This window comes from Vibrio sp. 1249-1 (assembly GCF_033340495.1).
In genome coordinates this window covers 150,526-165,930 of record NZ_JAWOWJ010000003.1, presented here as the reverse complement: position 1 = coordinate 165,930, position 15,405 = coordinate 150,526, and the positions used below count along the sequence as shown (strand labels likewise).

Annotated in this window: 16 protein-coding genes; 8 read left to right on the top strand and 8 right to left on the bottom strand. The window is 45.1% G+C overall.

What is annotated here, in order from left to right; genetic code table 11:
* Positions 1-2: 2 nt before the first annotated feature.
* Together R7Z50_RS07530 and R7Z50_RS07525 are read right to left on the bottom strand one after the other, a co-directional pair.
* Entirely contained in the window at positions 3-245 is a 243-nt protein-coding gene (locus R7Z50_RS07530) for a type II toxin-antitoxin system Phd/YefM family antitoxin (protein WP_005383516.1), read from the bottom strand.
* 264 nt (positions 246-509) lie between these two features.
* Positions 510-932 (bottom strand): organic hydroperoxide resistance protein, encoded by a 423-nt coding sequence (locus R7Z50_RS07525; protein WP_064369558.1) that lies wholly within the window; start codon positions 930-932, stop codon positions 510-512.
* A 137-nt stretch (positions 933-1,069) separates the two neighbouring features.
* On the opposite strand from R7Z50_RS07525, the gene R7Z50_RS07520 reads away from it, so the two are divergent.
* The 4 genes from R7Z50_RS07520 (at position 1,070) to R7Z50_RS07505 (ending at position 5,633) form a co-directional block, all read left to right on the top strand.
* Positions 1,070-1,528 carry a MarR family winged helix-turn-helix transcriptional regulator gene (locus tag R7Z50_RS07520; protein WP_064369557.1) on the top strand — a complete coding sequence of 153 codons (459 nt, stop codon included), beginning with the start codon at positions 1,070-1,072 and terminating at the stop codon, positions 1,526-1,528.
* Between the two features lie 305 nt (positions 1,529-1,833).
* On the top strand, positions 1,834-2,391 hold the full coding sequence (gene ahpC / locus R7Z50_RS07515; protein ID WP_005374632.1) for an alkyl hydroperoxide reductase subunit C: 558 nt from the start codon (positions 1,834-1,836) through the stop codon (positions 2,389-2,391).
* A 334-nt stretch (positions 2,392-2,725) separates the two neighbouring features.
* Positions 2,726-4,294: an alkyl hydroperoxide reductase subunit F gene (ahpF, locus tag R7Z50_RS07510; RefSeq protein ID WP_005374617.1), complete on the top strand. Its 1,569-nt coding sequence runs from the start codon at positions 2,726-2,728 to the stop codon at positions 4,292-4,294.
* Between the two features lie 919 nt (positions 4,295-5,213).
* Positions 5,214-5,633: a VOC family protein gene (locus R7Z50_RS07505; protein ID WP_005374615.1), complete on the top strand. Its 420-nt coding sequence runs from the start codon at positions 5,214-5,216 to the stop codon at positions 5,631-5,633.
* Between the two features lie 77 nt (positions 5,634-5,710).
* Here R7Z50_RS07505 and R7Z50_RS07500 read toward each other — a convergent pair whose 3' ends face one another.
* Positions 5,711-6,250 carry a CAP domain-containing protein gene (locus tag R7Z50_RS07500; RefSeq protein WP_017634523.1) on the bottom strand — a complete coding sequence of 180 codons (540 nt, stop codon included), beginning with the start codon at positions 6,248-6,250 and terminating at the stop codon, positions 5,711-5,713.
* Between the two features lie 127 nt (positions 6,251-6,377).
* On the bottom strand, positions 6,378-7,334 hold the full coding sequence (locus tag R7Z50_RS07495; protein ID WP_065275550.1) for a LysR family transcriptional regulator: 957 nt from the start codon (positions 7,332-7,334) through the stop codon (positions 6,378-6,380).
* Between the two features lie 126 nt (positions 7,335-7,460).
* Between R7Z50_RS07495 and R7Z50_RS07490 the strand changes: the two genes are divergently transcribed.
* The 3 genes from R7Z50_RS07490 to R7Z50_RS07480 all read left to right on the top strand — a co-directional run bounded on the left by R7Z50_RS07490 (position 7,461) and on the right by R7Z50_RS07480 (position 9,659).
* The gene (locus R7Z50_RS07490) at positions 7,461-8,147 is read left to right on the top strand and encodes a DJ-1/PfpI family protein (RefSeq protein WP_064355013.1); all 687 of its coding nucleotides are present in this window, start codon (positions 7,461-7,463) and stop codon (positions 8,145-8,147) included.
* 119 nt (positions 8,148-8,266) lie between these two features.
* A complete protein-coding gene (locus R7Z50_RS07485) occupies positions 8,267-8,797 on the top strand; it encodes a sigma-70 family RNA polymerase sigma factor (RefSeq protein WP_254901941.1) in 531 nt (176 codons plus the stop codon).
* Between the two features lie 166 nt (positions 8,798-8,963).
* Positions 8,964-9,659, top strand: coding sequence for a VC0807 family protein (locus R7Z50_RS07480; protein WP_005383527.1), 696 nt, complete (start codon positions 8,964-8,966; stop codon positions 9,657-9,659).
* 73 nt (positions 9,660-9,732) lie between these two features.
* Here the strand turns inward: R7Z50_RS07480 and R7Z50_RS07475 are convergent, their stop codons facing one another.
* Both R7Z50_RS07475 and R7Z50_RS07470 read right to left on the bottom strand, forming a co-directional pair.
* Positions 9,733-10,725, bottom strand: coding sequence for a zinc-dependent alcohol dehydrogenase family protein (locus R7Z50_RS07475; protein WP_206959519.1), 993 nt, complete (start codon positions 10,723-10,725; stop codon positions 9,733-9,735).
* An 88-nt stretch (positions 10,726-10,813) separates the two neighbouring features.
* On the bottom strand, positions 10,814-11,629 hold the full coding sequence (locus R7Z50_RS07470) for a helix-turn-helix transcriptional regulator (protein ID WP_318149027.1): 816 nt from the start codon (positions 11,627-11,629) through the stop codon (positions 10,814-10,816).
* A 111-nt stretch (positions 11,630-11,740) separates the two neighbouring features.
* Here R7Z50_RS07470 and R7Z50_RS07465 point away from each other — a divergent pair, with 111 nt between their 5' ends.
* Complete coding sequence (locus R7Z50_RS07465; RefSeq protein WP_017634527.1) at positions 11,741-12,433, top strand: MOSC domain-containing protein; 693 nt, start codon at positions 11,741-11,743, stop codon at positions 12,431-12,433.
* A gap of 66 nt (positions 12,434-12,499) precedes the next feature.
* Here R7Z50_RS07465 and R7Z50_RS07460 read toward each other — a convergent pair whose 3' ends face one another.
* Both R7Z50_RS07460 and R7Z50_RS07455 read right to left on the bottom strand, forming a co-directional pair.
* Positions 12,500-13,738, bottom strand: coding sequence for a DEAD/DEAH box helicase (locus tag R7Z50_RS07460; RefSeq protein ID WP_025768699.1), 1,239 nt, complete (start codon positions 13,736-13,738; stop codon positions 12,500-12,502).
* Between the two features lie 264 nt (positions 13,739-14,002).
* Positions 14,003-15,004 (bottom strand): arginine deiminase-related protein, encoded by a 1,002-nt coding sequence (locus R7Z50_RS07455; protein WP_005383547.1) that lies wholly within the window; start codon positions 15,002-15,004, stop codon positions 14,003-14,005.
* Between the last annotated feature and the right edge of the window lie 401 nt (positions 15,005-15,405).

Here is a 15,405-nt window from a genome sequence, read left to right as displayed (position 1 = left end):
ACTCAATCTTTGAGTGCTGCTAACGTGCTCTTCATATCTTCTGATGACTTTACACGTTCATTCGCAACATCATTTTGAGCAAAGCTAACAAACTTCATTAAAGCAATGGCTTCATCACGCTTCTGACGTTCTTCATAAGACTCAACGACATAAATAGGCTTACCATTTTGCGTAATCGTCATTGGCTCATCCAGTTCAAGCTTCGCAGCATTCTTTTTTAGATAACTTACCGTTTCAGTGCTCATCACATGACTCCTATCGGCAACCTCGCTGGTGTAACAACAAGCGAATCCAGCCGAACTATACTGCAGGTTTGACCGAAATATTTGAATCAATAGAAAGTGCTAATCACATTCTATTTTTCGTTTAGATTTTGACCTAATCTTGCCAACTATACCTGTGCATTTCGAACAAACCAAATTAAGTTTGAATTTAGACTCCTACTTCAAATATAGAAAAAGCCTGCGTACTTGCAGGCTTTCTTGTCTTTGTGCAGTGATAAGAACCGCTTAAATTGCTTCGCCGTTTACCGTTACTACCACATCAATGTTGCCACGAACTGCGTTTGAGTATGGGCAAACTTGGTGTGCAATGCGCGTTAGTTCTAGCGCTTGTTCTTGTGGCATGTCTAGCTCTACGGCTAGGCTCACTGTTAGTGCAAAGCCGCCGTTATCGTTCGGACCGATGCCCACTTCTGCCGTTACAGGAGCGCTTTTCAGGTTTACTTTACCTTCACGTGCTACGTGCAAAATCGCGTTAGAAAAACACGCTGAATAGCCCGCTGCAAAAAGCTGTTCTGGGTTAGTTGCTGCGCCTGTGCCGCCCATTTCCTTCGGGTATGACAGCTCTAGATCGAGAAGACCGTCATCTGTTTTTACTTGACCATTACGACCAGCCAAAGCGGTAGCTTGAGTTTTGTATAGAGTAGTCATGCGAGTGTCCTTCTTAATTTAAGTTGCGCACAATTTAATTGCTTGCAATCTTATATCGAAGTAAAGATCGTTTGCAACTATATTGTGCACAATTTATTTTATGACTCTCTTTCTCTATGAGCAGGTAGGCAGCGCCAATGAGCCAGTGTTACACCGACAACACCATGACCAACGACGATAAACTCTTACTCGAAAACCAAGTTTGCTTCCCGCTCTACAGCGCAGCAAATGCAGTGATCCGAGCGTACCGCCCGTTGTTGGACGAGCTTGATTTGACTTATTCGCAGTACTTAGTGATGATGGTGCTGTGGGAGAAAGACGGTGCCAGCGTAAAAGAATTGGGGTCACAACTGCATTTGGACTCAGGCACACTCACACCGCTGCTTAAACGCTTAGAAGCAAAAGGCTATGTAGAGCGTGGTCGCAGTGAAACCGATGAGCGCGTTCGCGTACTCAACCTAACAGAGCAAGGTCGTGCCCTTAAAGAGCAAGCTAAGTCGGTGCCAAACGCCATGATGTGTAAAATCACCTTAGAGCTAGATGAAATGATCATGCTGAAGAAGTTGTGTGGCAAAGTGCTCGACAACCTGAGCTAACAAGATAGAAGCATCCGCTTCACCACTTCCTATTAGAAAGAGCCTGCCGAGATGCAGGCTCTTTCGATCTTGTTCAGAACATCCACTTAAGGTCATCATCAGTATTCTCTATTGCTAATCCGCCTTCATCTTCAATAAAACCTATCAATGCAAACCCACTTACATCGGATATGCCTATCAAGTGAAATAGGAAATGGCTATCAATAGGATAGTTACAAGCGATTTTCCTTAAACACACTCCGATGAGAATATACTTTCCGAAAGCAACAACAGCTCAGCTTAAAACATTCAAAGGAAAGTAAATTATGATTAATACTCAAATCAAACCATTTGCAGCTACAGCGTACAAAAACGGCGAATTCGTTGAAGTAACAGAACAAGACGTCCTAGGTAAATGGGCAGTATTCTTCTTCTACCCAGCAGACTTTACGTTTGTATGTCCAACAGAACTGGGCGACCTAGCAGACCACTACGAAGAGCTACAAAAACGTGGCGTAGAAGTTTACTCAGTATCAACTGACACACACTTCACTCACAAAGCATGGCACGACAGCTCAGACACAATCGGTAAGATTCAGTACTACATGCTTGGCGACCAAACAGGCAACATCACAAACAACTTCGGTGTGATGCGTGAAGGTCAAGGTCTTGCAGACCGTGCAACGTTCCTAATCGACCCAGAAGGTACTATCCAAGCAATGGAAATCACTGCTGAAGGTATCGGTCGTGACGCAGAAGACCTACTACGCAAAGTGAAAGCAGCTCAATACGTAGCAGCGCACCCAGGCGAAGTTTGCCCAGCTAAATGGAAAGAAGGTGAAGAGACACTAGCTCCATCACTAGACCTAGTTGGCAAAATCTAAGCCACTGAAATTTAAGTTCTAATCAGTTCCGATTTCCTTTTTCTGATTAGAACTGAATTAGAGAGCACTTCAGGTTAGATACCTTGACGACCTTCTGCCTGATTTGCTCTCTCCCCCTCAGGTTTTATCTACAGTAACCACTTTTTATTACCTATCTGAATAAGTAGGTGTGCAGTAATTGCGTAGAAAAAATCGTTTAGAACCAGGCATAGATTTTCGATAGCTAGTTACTCTAACTACAAAATCTATAACGCAGTTATCAACGATTTTAGCTAGCAACAATGAACACATACTTGTTTTGATTGGTAACTATTTAATTAAGGTAGTAACAACTATGTTAGACCAAGCGATCCAACAACAACTCAAACAATATCTGGCTAATGTAAAAGAAGAAGTTCGTTTAGTGGTTAGTCTAGATGAAAGCAAAGCATCGAATGACATTTTGTCTCTAGCGAACCAAATCGCAGAGATGAGCGACCTAATCACCGTTGAACGTGACGACAACGCAAGCGCACGTAAACCAGTGATGGCGGTAACTAACCCAGCTAAAGGCACAGCACTACGCTTTGCAGGCTTGCCAATGGGTCACGAATTTACCTCTCTAGTATTGGCACTGCTTCACTCTGGCGGTCACCCAATCAAACTAGAACCAGAAGTGATTGAGCAAATCGCAGCACTAGACAAAGATCTAGACGTAGAAATCTTCATTTCACTGTCGTGTCAAAACTGTCCGGACGTGGTTCAAGCGTTCAACATGATGGCGGCGATCAACCCGAAAGTAAAAGCAACCATGATCGACGGTGGTTTGTTCCAAGATGAAGTGAAACAACGCGACATCATGGCAGTACCAAGTGTATTCGTGAACGGTGAGCTATTCGGTCAAGGCCGTATGTCTCTGACTGAAATCCTAAACAAAGTGGATGACGGCGCGAGCGAGAAAGCGGCGAAAGCACTAAGCGAAAAAGACCCATACGACGTACTTGTTGTCGGCGGTGGCCCTGGTGGTAGCGCAGCTGCTCTTTATGCTGCTCGTAAAGGTATTCGCACTGGTGTTGTTGCTAAACGCTTTGGTGGTCAGGTTATGGACACCATGGCAATTGAGAACTTCATTTCGGTAAAACGTACTGAAGGTCCAAAACTGGCAACTGACCTAGCAGAACACCTAAAAGAATACGATGTAGACGTCGTGACTGAGCAACAAGCTGAGAAGCTAATGGGTGCAGCACACACAGAAGATGGTTTGATTCACATCCAACTTGAAAGCGGCGCAACGCTGAAGAGTAAGAGTGTCATCTTAAGCCCAGGTGCACGCTGGCGTGAAATGAACGTTCCGGGAGAGCAAGAGTACCGCAACAAAGGTGTCGCGTACTGCCCACATTGTGACGGTCCACTGTTCAAAGGCAAGAAAACTGCGGTTATCGGCGGTGGTAACTCAGGCATCGAAGCAGCTATCGACCTTGCTGGTATCGTAGAACACGTAACGGTTCTTGAATTCGCAGACGTACTTCGCGCAGACCAAGTGCTTATCGACAAAGCGAACTCACTACCAAACGTAGACATCATCACGATGGCGCAAACAACAGAAGTGGTGGGTGACGGTACTCGCGTAACAAGCTTGAAGTACAAAGACCGCAACACAGACGAAATCAAAGAGATTGAACTGTCAGGTATCTTTGTTCAAATCGGTCTAGTACCAAACACAGAATGGCTAAAAGATTCAGAAGTAGCCCTATCTGAGCGCGGTGAGATTGAAGTCGGTAGCCGTGGCGATACTAGCCTAGAAGGTGTGTTCGCAGCGGGTGACGCAACAACCGTTCCTTACAAACAGATCATCATTGCGATGGGTGAAGGTGCAAAAGCAAGCTTAGGCGCATTTGACTACCTAATCCGTAAGCAAGGTTAATCTCCAAATTTCTTGGACACAAAGCGCACGGTGCTGTGTTTTCTTCCCCGGAAAACCAATCGGGGCACCGTGACAGCGATGAGTAACAAGAAATAAAATCAAAAAACTAGAAGCCCAAAGACTTTGCCAGCAGATATTAACTGCTGGCTTTTTTGGTTTGGGGAGAGGTGTAAGCAAATCTCTCAGCGCTCCGAGTTCAAACTGGAGGGAATGGCTCTACAATCACGGATAATTCAGTTCACTCCACCAGCATCACAACGCGCTGCGAATAGATTCTGAATACTCGCTTAGGCTCCTTCAGAATGACGCTGTTCGTTTAGCGTTCTCTCCCCGTCATTCCCGCGAACCTAGGTGAGACTCGGAATCTACTCACCGTAAACTCGATCGAAAATGAGTAGCACGAACAAACAAAAGGTGAAACAAGGTTGCAAGCACCTTACCCAACATTCAACCAGCAACCCCACCTAACCTCCCCTTGTATCAAACTCCGAAGCTCTCAACACGCAGAGCTCAAAAGGGAGGAACTGGTTCTGTGCTCGCGGATAGTTCAATTCACAACGCAACATAACAACACACTGAAAGTAGATTCTGAATACTCGCTTAGGCTCTTTCAGAATGACGCTCTTCGTTTAGCACTCTCTTTCCGTCATTCCCGCGAACCTAGGTGAGGCTGGGAATCTACTCACCACAAACTCGATCGAAAATGATTAGCAAGAACACGAACAAACAAAAGGTGAAACAAGGTTGCAAGCCCCTAACCCAGCTCTCAGATTCAAAGCACCAAACCCACCGAATCTCTCAATGTATCCAGATCCAAAGATATCAACCCTAAAAATTTTAAAAAAGCCCTTTACCTCAACTTTACTTGAGGTTTTAGCATATTCATCGTTGGCTAGAAAATGACAAAAAGGAGCACATCATGATCCAACTAGAACATATTAACTTAGTCGTGAAAGATATCCCTGAAATGCTGAAGTTTTACCAAACTGCATTTCCACATTGGTACGTGCGTGATGAAGGTAAAGGCGAATGGAGTGGCAAACCAAGAAACTGGCTACATTTTGGCGACGAGTATCAATACATAGCCATGAGTGACCATGGCGAAGGAGAAAACCGCGAGTTGAGCGGGCACCAAGTTGGGCTAGCGCATTTTGCTTATGTGACCAACAACGTCGATGCAATCATCAAAAGACTAACCGATGCAGGTTATCCGATTGCCCAACCTGGTGCTGATGAACCTTACCGCAAAAATGTGTATTTTGTTGACCCTGCCGGTTTTGAGATTGAATTTGTTGAATACCTGGCGGATGACCCAAAACTTCGTAACCTGACAAGCTAAAAGAGATGTAAATAATAAAACGCCAGCAGATAGTGACTGCTGGCGTTTTATTTTATCTATCAGGCTTCTTTATCGCATTAGCGCTGTTTGGCAAAAACCTGAGTCCAGTAATATCCGTAGCGTGCAGAGTGATTTTCGACAAGCGACGCGCCCATCTGATCAAAATCCGCACTCATGATATTAAGGCAGTGACCTTCACTCGATAACCAAGCATTAATGACGGCGTTAATGCTGCTTTGCCCTACGGCGACATTCTCACCAATGGCGCTCCAAGCATAACCCGTTGCGTTAACTCGATCTGACATTTTGCTGCCATCAGAGCCTGTGTGGCTCATGAAATCGCTGTTCGCCATATCGCTTGAATGTCGATAAGCGGCGCTTTCCAAATCGTAGCTCCAAGTCAGGGCCCCAACAGGTGGCATGGTGGTTGCGCCACACTGTTGTGTAGTAGAGCGGGCGCTGTTGACCGCTGCAAGCATCTGCTCGGCAAATGTGCCTTGTGACGATGTGGAACCTGTGTTTTGTGAGCCGCTTTCTGCTGGGGCTGACGACTCCCCATCGCCGCCACATGCGCTGAGAAGTAGGGCCAAAGCAGGCACTAAGATCTTAGTTGGCATTGTCTTTCCTTTATGAGTGACGAAGAGCAAACTGCGCTTTTCGATAATAACGCCCAATAAACTAACAAAAACCAATAAAAGCACCATATAGCTTAGGGGTTTTTAACCAAAGACTCACATGAAGTTTTCAATCACCTTGGTTCGGTCGATAAATCGGCAACGTTTCAGCCCAAGTATGGAATGGCGTTTCATCCATATCCTGTATTGCTTGAGTGATAAAATCGATGAACACCCTAACTCGTGCAGGCACATATTCCCGGTTGGCATAGAGAAGATACACGCCATTTCCTGCTTGGCGCATGCTCGGAAATATCGGCACTAAACGCCCCGCTTTAAGCCAGTCTCTCGCGATAAAATGAGGAATCTGAGTTAATCCTAAGCCTTCTGCGCAAAGCTCTGCCATGGATTCACCGTCATTTACAATATAGTTTCTTTCGGGGTCATATTCACTCGCACCGTCTGGTTCTGGCATCCGAATCGGCAACAGTTTCCCCGTTTGTTTAAAACGAAAACGAACCCAAGAATGGTCATTGAATACATCCGGGCTACTCGGAACACCATGGCGCGCTAAGTAATCCTGACTGGCACAAATGATAAAATCGATAGGGCTGAGCTGACGCACAATCAATTGACTATCGTGAGCGACACCAGAGCGAATCGACACATCAATACCTTGCTCAATAATATCAACGTAGGCGTCATCGTAATGAATATCGATAGTGATGTTAGGGTAGCGGCGGCAAAACTCTTTTAACAAAGGACGAATATAGAGGCGACCGTACGAGACAGGCACATTAATCTTAAGCTGCCCTGAAAGTGCATCATTGTGACTTTTTAATGAATCCTCACATGCCGCCAGCTCTTCCAGTACAAACCTAGCAGTATTTGCGTACCGACGACCAGCTTCTGTCAGGCGGCTCTGTCGCGTAGAACGTTGAAAAAGCTGTATACCCAAATCGCTTTCGAGACGATGTATGGCTTTGCTCACGGTCGAAGGGTCAGTGCCATACACTTTGGCAGCCGCAGCAAAACTACCGCCATCTAAAGTGGCAATAAAAAATCGTAGGGACCGTATCTTATCCATATAACCAATGAACTCTATTCATGAATTTTATTCACTTTAGTAAAGACCAAGTGGCTCTTCAATCACTAATTAGCCTAAATATAATGAACCTCAATAACTTGATGCTCTGTTAGCGAGGAAAAAACCATGGGTAAAAACGGATTGAAGAATGCACTACAACTATTGATAGCAACACTAGTCCTATTCTTTGGGGTGCTTCAAACAGCACATGCCGAAGATAAACGAATTGGTATTCTAGTTTACGATGGCGTACTGACCTCTGATGTTACTGCGCCTTTAGAGGTTTTTGGCGTCGCAAGTCGTCTCACTTGGTTTAGCGATTATGACGTGCTCACCATTTCCGTCTCCGATCAGAAAACCATCACCACTGAAGAAGGATTAAAAATTGGTGTGGATGCTTGGATTGGTGATCTGCCGGAACTCGACGTACTGGTTTTAACATCCAGCTATGACATGGATGCACTAATCGAAAATAAAGATCTCATTCACTTTATTAAAACTACCTCAAAGGCGGCAGATTGGATGGCAAGTAATTGCTCTGGCGCGTATTTGTTAGCCGAAGCTGGCCTTTTAAACGGCAAAAAAGCAACAACTTGGGCCGGAGGTGAAAACGGCTTTCAAAGAGATTACCCAGCAGTCAAAGTACAAGTCGACCAGAATTTTGTCATTGATGATGGCGTTATCACTTCGAACGGTAGCCTAGTTAGCTATCAAGCTGCTCTTAAGCTACTTCACCTTATGACTTCAGAGTCTAAAGCTCAGGAAGTCGCAGATGCCATCCAGTACTCACGTTTTTCCAACCAACCATTTTAAGCGTGTAAGAAAGTAATCAGAGCCACCCTTCGATATTTCGAAGGTTAACTCTTCGAATTTATCTTCCTAATCGAACAACCCTTTTTATCACTGTAAAAGCGATAAAAGGGTTGTCGTTCATCTGGCAGACACAACGTGCTCTCCAAACTTTTTATCTTAATGCTATGGAAAAACGTAAACGTTACGAAGCACTGACGAAAGAGCGATACCAAGAGATCTACCGTCTCGCGTATTGGTTATGCAAAGATCACCACCTTGCTCAAGATTTAGCGCAAGAAACCTTTCTGAAAGCGTGGCGATTCTTTGATAAATTAAATGACCCCAACGCCGCGAAGTCTTGGCTCATTACTATTTTGCGTCGTGAGAATGCTCGGCGCTTTGATAGAAAACAGTATGATTTTGTCGACATTGATGAGTGTGCAATACAGACAAAAACCTACCCTGGCAGTGACTACGACATGGCCCAAGATTGGCTTCAAAAACAAATGATGATTCTCGAACCCAAATACCGAGAACCGTTGCTCTTGAGCTTAGTCGCTGGGTTGAATCATGATGAAATTGCCCAAGCCTTGAGGCTCAACCACAACACAGTGGCGACTCGATTATTCAGAGCGCGTAATCAGATCATCGCACAGAAGGAGAGTCATTAAGACACAAAAAGTAGTCAACCATGTAAACTAACTGGCTATGCTCCGGTCTATTTCATAAGTCGTTACACAACTCGACGCTTTAACGCTTTACATCAAGCGCGACTAGATGAACACTTCTTGTCAAAGTACAATAACAGCCGACATAGAGTAGAGTCAGTAAAACATTATGAGTAACACGACGGCGAAAAAGCCGAATCCCTTATTTGAAATCCTTTTCAACGTATTTATCCCTTCCTTCATTTTGATGAAGTTTAGTGGCGATGAGCATCTAGGGACAGCAATGGCGCTGGTTGTCGCTTTGCTATTTCCTATCATTTATGGCGGTATGGACCTTGTCCGTAACAAGAAATTTAACTTTATTTCTGCTCTGGGCTTTATCAGTGTTCTACTAACTGGTGGCATCGGCTTGTTAGAGCTTGATACACGCTGGTTAGCACTAAAAGAAGCCCTGATTCCTGGCCTGATCGGTTTAGCGGTTTTGGGTTCAACGTTTACCCGCTACCCACTGATGCAGAAGTTAGTACTGAATGACACAGTGTTGAATCTCGCGTTGATTAACCAACGTTTAAAAGAAAATGGTAAAACCGATGCGTTCGAACGTTGCCTTATGTCTTCTAACTACCTGTTTGCAAGTACTTTTGCGTTCTCATCTGCAATGAACTACTTCCTTGCGACTTGGATTGTGACTAGCCCTTCTGGTACTGCTGCCTTTAACGAAGAGTTAGGGAAAATGACGCTGTACAGTTACCCAATGATTGCCATCCCAAGTATGTTGATGATGTTCGGTATTTTTTATTACATTTGGCGTCAAGTACGTGCGATGACATCGCTCGAAACAGAGCAAATCTTCCATCTAAAATAGCCCAATCATTACAAGTAAACCCATAAAAAAGGGAGGATTTTATCCTCCCTTTTCTCAACAGGCTCACTGTAATTCACAGCGTCAAAATGATTTTTCCTGACACTGCTGACGAGCGTCGCTCAACCATTTCAATCGCTGTTTGAAAGTCCTCTAACGGCAGATAATATGCAACGTTTAACTTTATGTCGCTGCTAATAAAATGTTCTAACATTTCAGCGAACACCGTCTTTCTCCCGCCTTTACCTACCGATTCTTCCCAATACCGCAAAAAGAATGTACTAAAGTCGATGTTGTTGGCCTTCATCGATTCAAAAAACTCAGGCGTATAAGGCGTTAACGACAATGTTCCGTAGTTGATGTATTGGCCGTTTTCTTTCAAGGTACGAATAAGATCCGTGCCAGCCTCACCACCTATCGCGTCCAGAGCGACCGTTGGTTGTGGCAGTTGGCGCGTTTGCAGCTGCGCTTGTAAGTCTTTCTTCGCGTCCAACACTGGAATGGTATCGTACGGATACTCGTCTCGCTTTGAGGTCACAGCAATCAGTGCAAAACCCAGTGAATGGGCGAGCTGGGCAAATATCTTACCGATCGCTGACCCTGCCGCATTGATGATCACCACATCACTTTTGTTCAACTTAGCCACTTTAGTAGTGATCACCCACGCGGTTAGCGCGTTGATGTACAACTGGCAGGCATAGCCGTTATCCAAACTTTCAGGTAGCGGAAAAAGATTCTCGGGCGAAGCATCGATGTAGTATTGCCAAGTACCACTCATCGCCACCAACACTTTTTGCCCAACTTGAAGGCCAGCGTGACCGACAGCACTGACTTCCACCACACGCCCAACCGCTTCAAATCCCGGCACGCGAGGTGGTACGTGAACGCGGCGGTATTGCCCAACACCATGAATGGAAAGCAAGTCACTTGGGTTAATGTTTGTAGCTTCGAGTCTCACCCGAACCTTGCCCTGAGCAAGCGGATTGAGGGGCTCTTTTTCCAACGACAGCGACGTTTTGGGTTGACCAAAACAGAATTGATTCACTCGAGTATTTATCGTTGGTGCCATTGTTATTCATACCATGTAATTGAAATTCAAAAAGGAAGTTTCGCGACTTCTACTCAAAAGCATTAAGTGAAGTCGAAGCTCTGTATTTCTACCTGCGCGATGCGCCGTTCACTCTAAACTGTTGTGGCGTCATATCAAAATAGGCTTTAAATGCTTTGATGTAGGATGAGTCGTTTTGATAACCCACTAGGTCTGCAATGGCTTGGATTGGCAACGATTCATCTAACAAAGAAAGCGAGTAAATTAGCCGAATTTGTTGCCGCCAAAGTAGAAATGAAGTGTTGAATTCCTTGGCGAACAACCGTGATAAAGTACGCTCAGACGCCCCAATTTTCTCCCCCCACTCTTTTAGCGAACAGCTCAACGCGGGCTCGTCAGTCAATTGCTCGAAAATCAGTTTTAGTCGTCTGTCTTGTGGCAGCAATAACTGAAATGTCTGCACGTTGCGTTTCAAAATTTGATCATGCAGTACCGCCAGCAAATGCAACACTTCTTCGTGGCTTGTCTCACCTTCACACTGTCTGCGGATCTCTTGTAAAAGCTCATTTAAAAACGACGTTAAAGCAATGGTTCTCACTTGTGGCTCGTACGTCGCACCAAACTCAGGGTTGAGGTAAATACCAACAAATATCGTATTGCTTAGAGCAATCGACTCGTGTTGAACACCCGCAGGAACAAATAACGCAGAGGTGTGCGGAACCAAGTGCTGATAATGCTCAGTTTGTGTTTGCAATAACCCTTTGATAGGAAAGATGATTTGATGCCAAGTGTGTTGATGCAGCGCATCAATGTAACCTTTTGGCATGTCGATGGTTTTCACTAAAACAGGAGAATGGGGATTCGCGTCCATCATCTTATTGGAGGTGACGACGCCTGACTTCGAATCAATTTGGCGAGTTAGCATTGTTATTTGTCTTTTCATCCCTATACCGACACAAGTTTACTAGGCTATCATGCTCCGCATTGCGAATGAAGGTAAACACTTTATCTCTCATTCAAATAATAAGGAGGTTATATGAAGAAAATCGGCGTCGTAAAAGCTGTGCTAGCAGGGAAAACCGTCCCTTATGCTCATGGTGCGCAAAGCGCAATCAACAAACAAGTGCTGCCTGAGCGCCAGCATGCAACAGAGCTCGGTTTTATCAGTGATGAGCAAGGTGATCCGCGCTTTCATGGTGGCATTCAAAAAGCGCTTCATATTTACCCAAGCGAACACTACCCAATCTGGCAACAAGAATTAGGCGAAAGACCAATTTTCCAATCCGCCGGCGGCTTTGGCGAAAACATCAGCTCCGAAGGCGTCACCGAATCCACGATTTGCTTGAAAGATAAAATTCGCATCGGCTCAACACTACTGGAAGTGTCGCAAGGTCGTATGCCTTGTTGGAAACTTAACGTACGCTTTGACCAACACGACATGGCGAGAAGACTGCAAGATACGCTTCGAACAGGCTGGTATTTCCGAGTGCTGGAAGAAGGCGATATCGGTGCAGGTGACGATATTATTCTGTGTGAAAGACCTTATCCAGAATGGCCATTGGCTCGCATCATGGGTGCGGTTTTCACTGGCTGTTTAGATAGAAAAGAACTCACTAAGCTGTCTGAGCTGCCGTTAGTCGAGTCTTGGGGCAAGCTGGTCGAGCGCCGCCTAGAAACCGGCGAAGTTGAAGATTGGGAAATGCGCTTGGTTGGCCCAACTGTGAGTTAACACCCCAAAGTAAAATTTTAAGCCACGCTCTGAACCAACTATGCCGCCAGAGCGTGTTTTTTTGGTTTACTTCGCACTCGGGGCTGGGCGTTTCGACTTACCTTGGAACTGCTTAATGCTCTTCTTAGCATGAGTTCGGCGGTTGGCTTTTTTATCGCGTGGCGCGCGTTTGCTCTCGCCAGTTGATGGCTTATCCGTTACTGGAAAACCAACCAGATCTTGCACTAGCAATGCACGTTGAGTCAGGTGACGAATCGCGTTTAGTGCGTCCATTTCACCATGACAAACCAATGACACCGCCACACCTTGTTGGCCTGCGCGAGCGGTACGTCCTACTCGGTGAACGTAAGTTTCTGCATGCATTGGCAGTTCAAAGTTGATCACTACAGGTAATTGCTCAATGTGAATGCCACGCGCTAGTAGATCGGTGGCAATCAACACCTGAATTTGCCCAGATTTAAACTGCGCCAGTGCTTCTTCTCGCTCATCTTGACTCTTATTGCCATGCAGCGCATTGGTTGAGATGCCCGCTTTATTCAGCTTCTTCGCTAAGCCATCGGCGTTCTCTTTCGCACCAATAAAGACTAATGCCTGAGCCCACGCGTTTTTTTGAATCAGTTCAATCAATGCCTTGGTTTTACTGCCTTTGTTGACGAGGTACAGCGTTTCAGCAATATCTTGGTTGGTGCTGTTTTCTTGATGCGCTGCAACTTGCTTTGGTGCCTGCATAAGCAGCTTCGCTTTACCCTTCAACTCATCTGAAAACGTTGCCGAGAACATCGCGGTTTGACGCTGATTGAAGGTTTGCATCGAAATCTTTTGTACGTCAGGCCAAAAGCCCATATCCAACAAACGATCCGCTTCATCCAATACTAGATAATGAACATTGCTCAAATCCAGGCCATTGTTTGCTAGGTCAACCAAACGACCTGTCGTCGCGACAAGGATATGAGGATTTGTCGCTAGCGCCTGCTGTTGTTGCTCTTTATCAACGCCGCCACACAAGCACACTGTTTTAATGCCAATAACTTGACCAACTTGGTTAACTGCTTCACTCACTTGCATTGCCAGCTCACGCGTTGGCACAAGAATCAGCGCCTTTTGCTCTGGATTGACACCCAGCTTTTCCAACAAAGGCAAACCATAAGCAAGGGTTTTGCCGCTGCCTGTATTTGCCAAAGCCAATAGATCTTGACCAGCCAACAGCTCAGGAATGGCCAACGCTTGAATATCGGTCGGTTTCTTGAAGTCTTTTGGCAGTGCGTGAATCAGCTCAGAACTCAATGAGAGAGTAGAAAATGGCATTAGCGAAACCTTGTACTTTTGGTTGAAGAAGCAATAAAAACAATGAAGATGCGGTAAAACGCAGGCGCGGACTTTATCACAATCTGCTAGGTGAACCATCCTATTTTAGGCGCTTAAACCAAGCGTCGCCTACGCAAATCGTCAGAAAACTAAAAAGCGCAAAAAAGCCGTTAGTCTGTACTGCCACAGAGCTAACGGCTAAAAACCCTTGAAGAGAACGCTTCATCAGCCTTTCACTGCGGCTGAAAAGAAATGTGCAGTTTATTAAAGCACAGCTTTACGATTCGGTAAGAACACTTCACCCAACATGCAACGAACCGAACCACCACCAATAGATTCTATGGTAGAAACGTCGAATGGCAGCAATTTACCGTGCGTTGCCAATTGGTTTCTTTGTGCTGGTGAAAATGCATCGTACGCCGATTGCGACATCGCAATCACCTTATCGCCGTTGATCGTTTCCAGTTGCAGAATGTTACCGCAGAACTGGTTCATCTGCTCAAGCGAAATTGAGATGACTTGCTTGTCTTTGGCGAGTGACTTCATTACAAAACGACGCTCAAATTCTGGGATCACTTCGTCACAAATCACGCAAAACTGTTCGCCAACCGCCATCATCACATTGGTGTGATAAATCGGCGCACCAGACGGCAAACGAGTTTGGAAAGAAATCACTCGTTCATAGCCAATACGATCGGCGTAATCTTCTAAAACCAGACGATCACAACGTTGTGAGAGTGCGGCGTAGACCGTTTTATTTAGGTGGTCAAACACCATCACACCCGTGCTTTCTAAATACGCTTGCTCATCAAGATATTCAGTTAGACTGCTGCGTCGATGAACTTCTCGCCCAGCTTGCGCTAGTGCTGCCACAAGCGCATCGGGACGTACTTCTTTTTGACGGTTTTCACAGGCCATTGGAAAGGTGTACAACGTGCCATCTGGCGTAGTGCTAAACCAATTGTTTGGAAATACCGCGTCTGGCGTCGCAACATCTGAAGTTGGATAATCAAACTCAACAACTTGAACGCCCTCTTGACGCAGCGTTGCAACCATACTCGCGAACTCGGCCATTACTCGACGTGAGACTTCTTCTTGGCTGAGTGACACTTTATGTTGGAACTCATTATCTTGTGCGGTTTCTTCATTAAAACGAAACTCTTTCGGTGGCACCATCACTACGCAGTTTGCGGTTTGGCGCTGAGCACTTTGCGTGCTTTCTTCTTTCCCATTAGCAAATTGGGTCACTGATTCGTGTAATAGCATCCAATACATTCCTTATCACTAGAATGAGGAGATTGTAAATTTATTGTTAACTTCAGTTTTGCTGTTTTGACAATTAATTTAATTGCACAAAAGTAATTTTTGCTGCATTAAGTTCATTTTTCCTTAAATTTTATTGTCACTTTGCAGGTTTAAGCTTTTATGGCACCACGATGAACATGATAAGAATTCATCATAAGAATCAGAACCATAGACAATCACACTCATAACCAACTAGTTACATTTAAGACACAATCGGTTAGACTATTTTTTCGCCCCTCTCGTCAATCGGTCTGCTTTATCGAGGAGCAGGCAAAAAACTCTCATACACGCGGTTTCGTCCAAAGCAGCGTGAATCGATGGATTTAGCCACCCCAAATGGCACTGTTTTAACTTTAGGATGA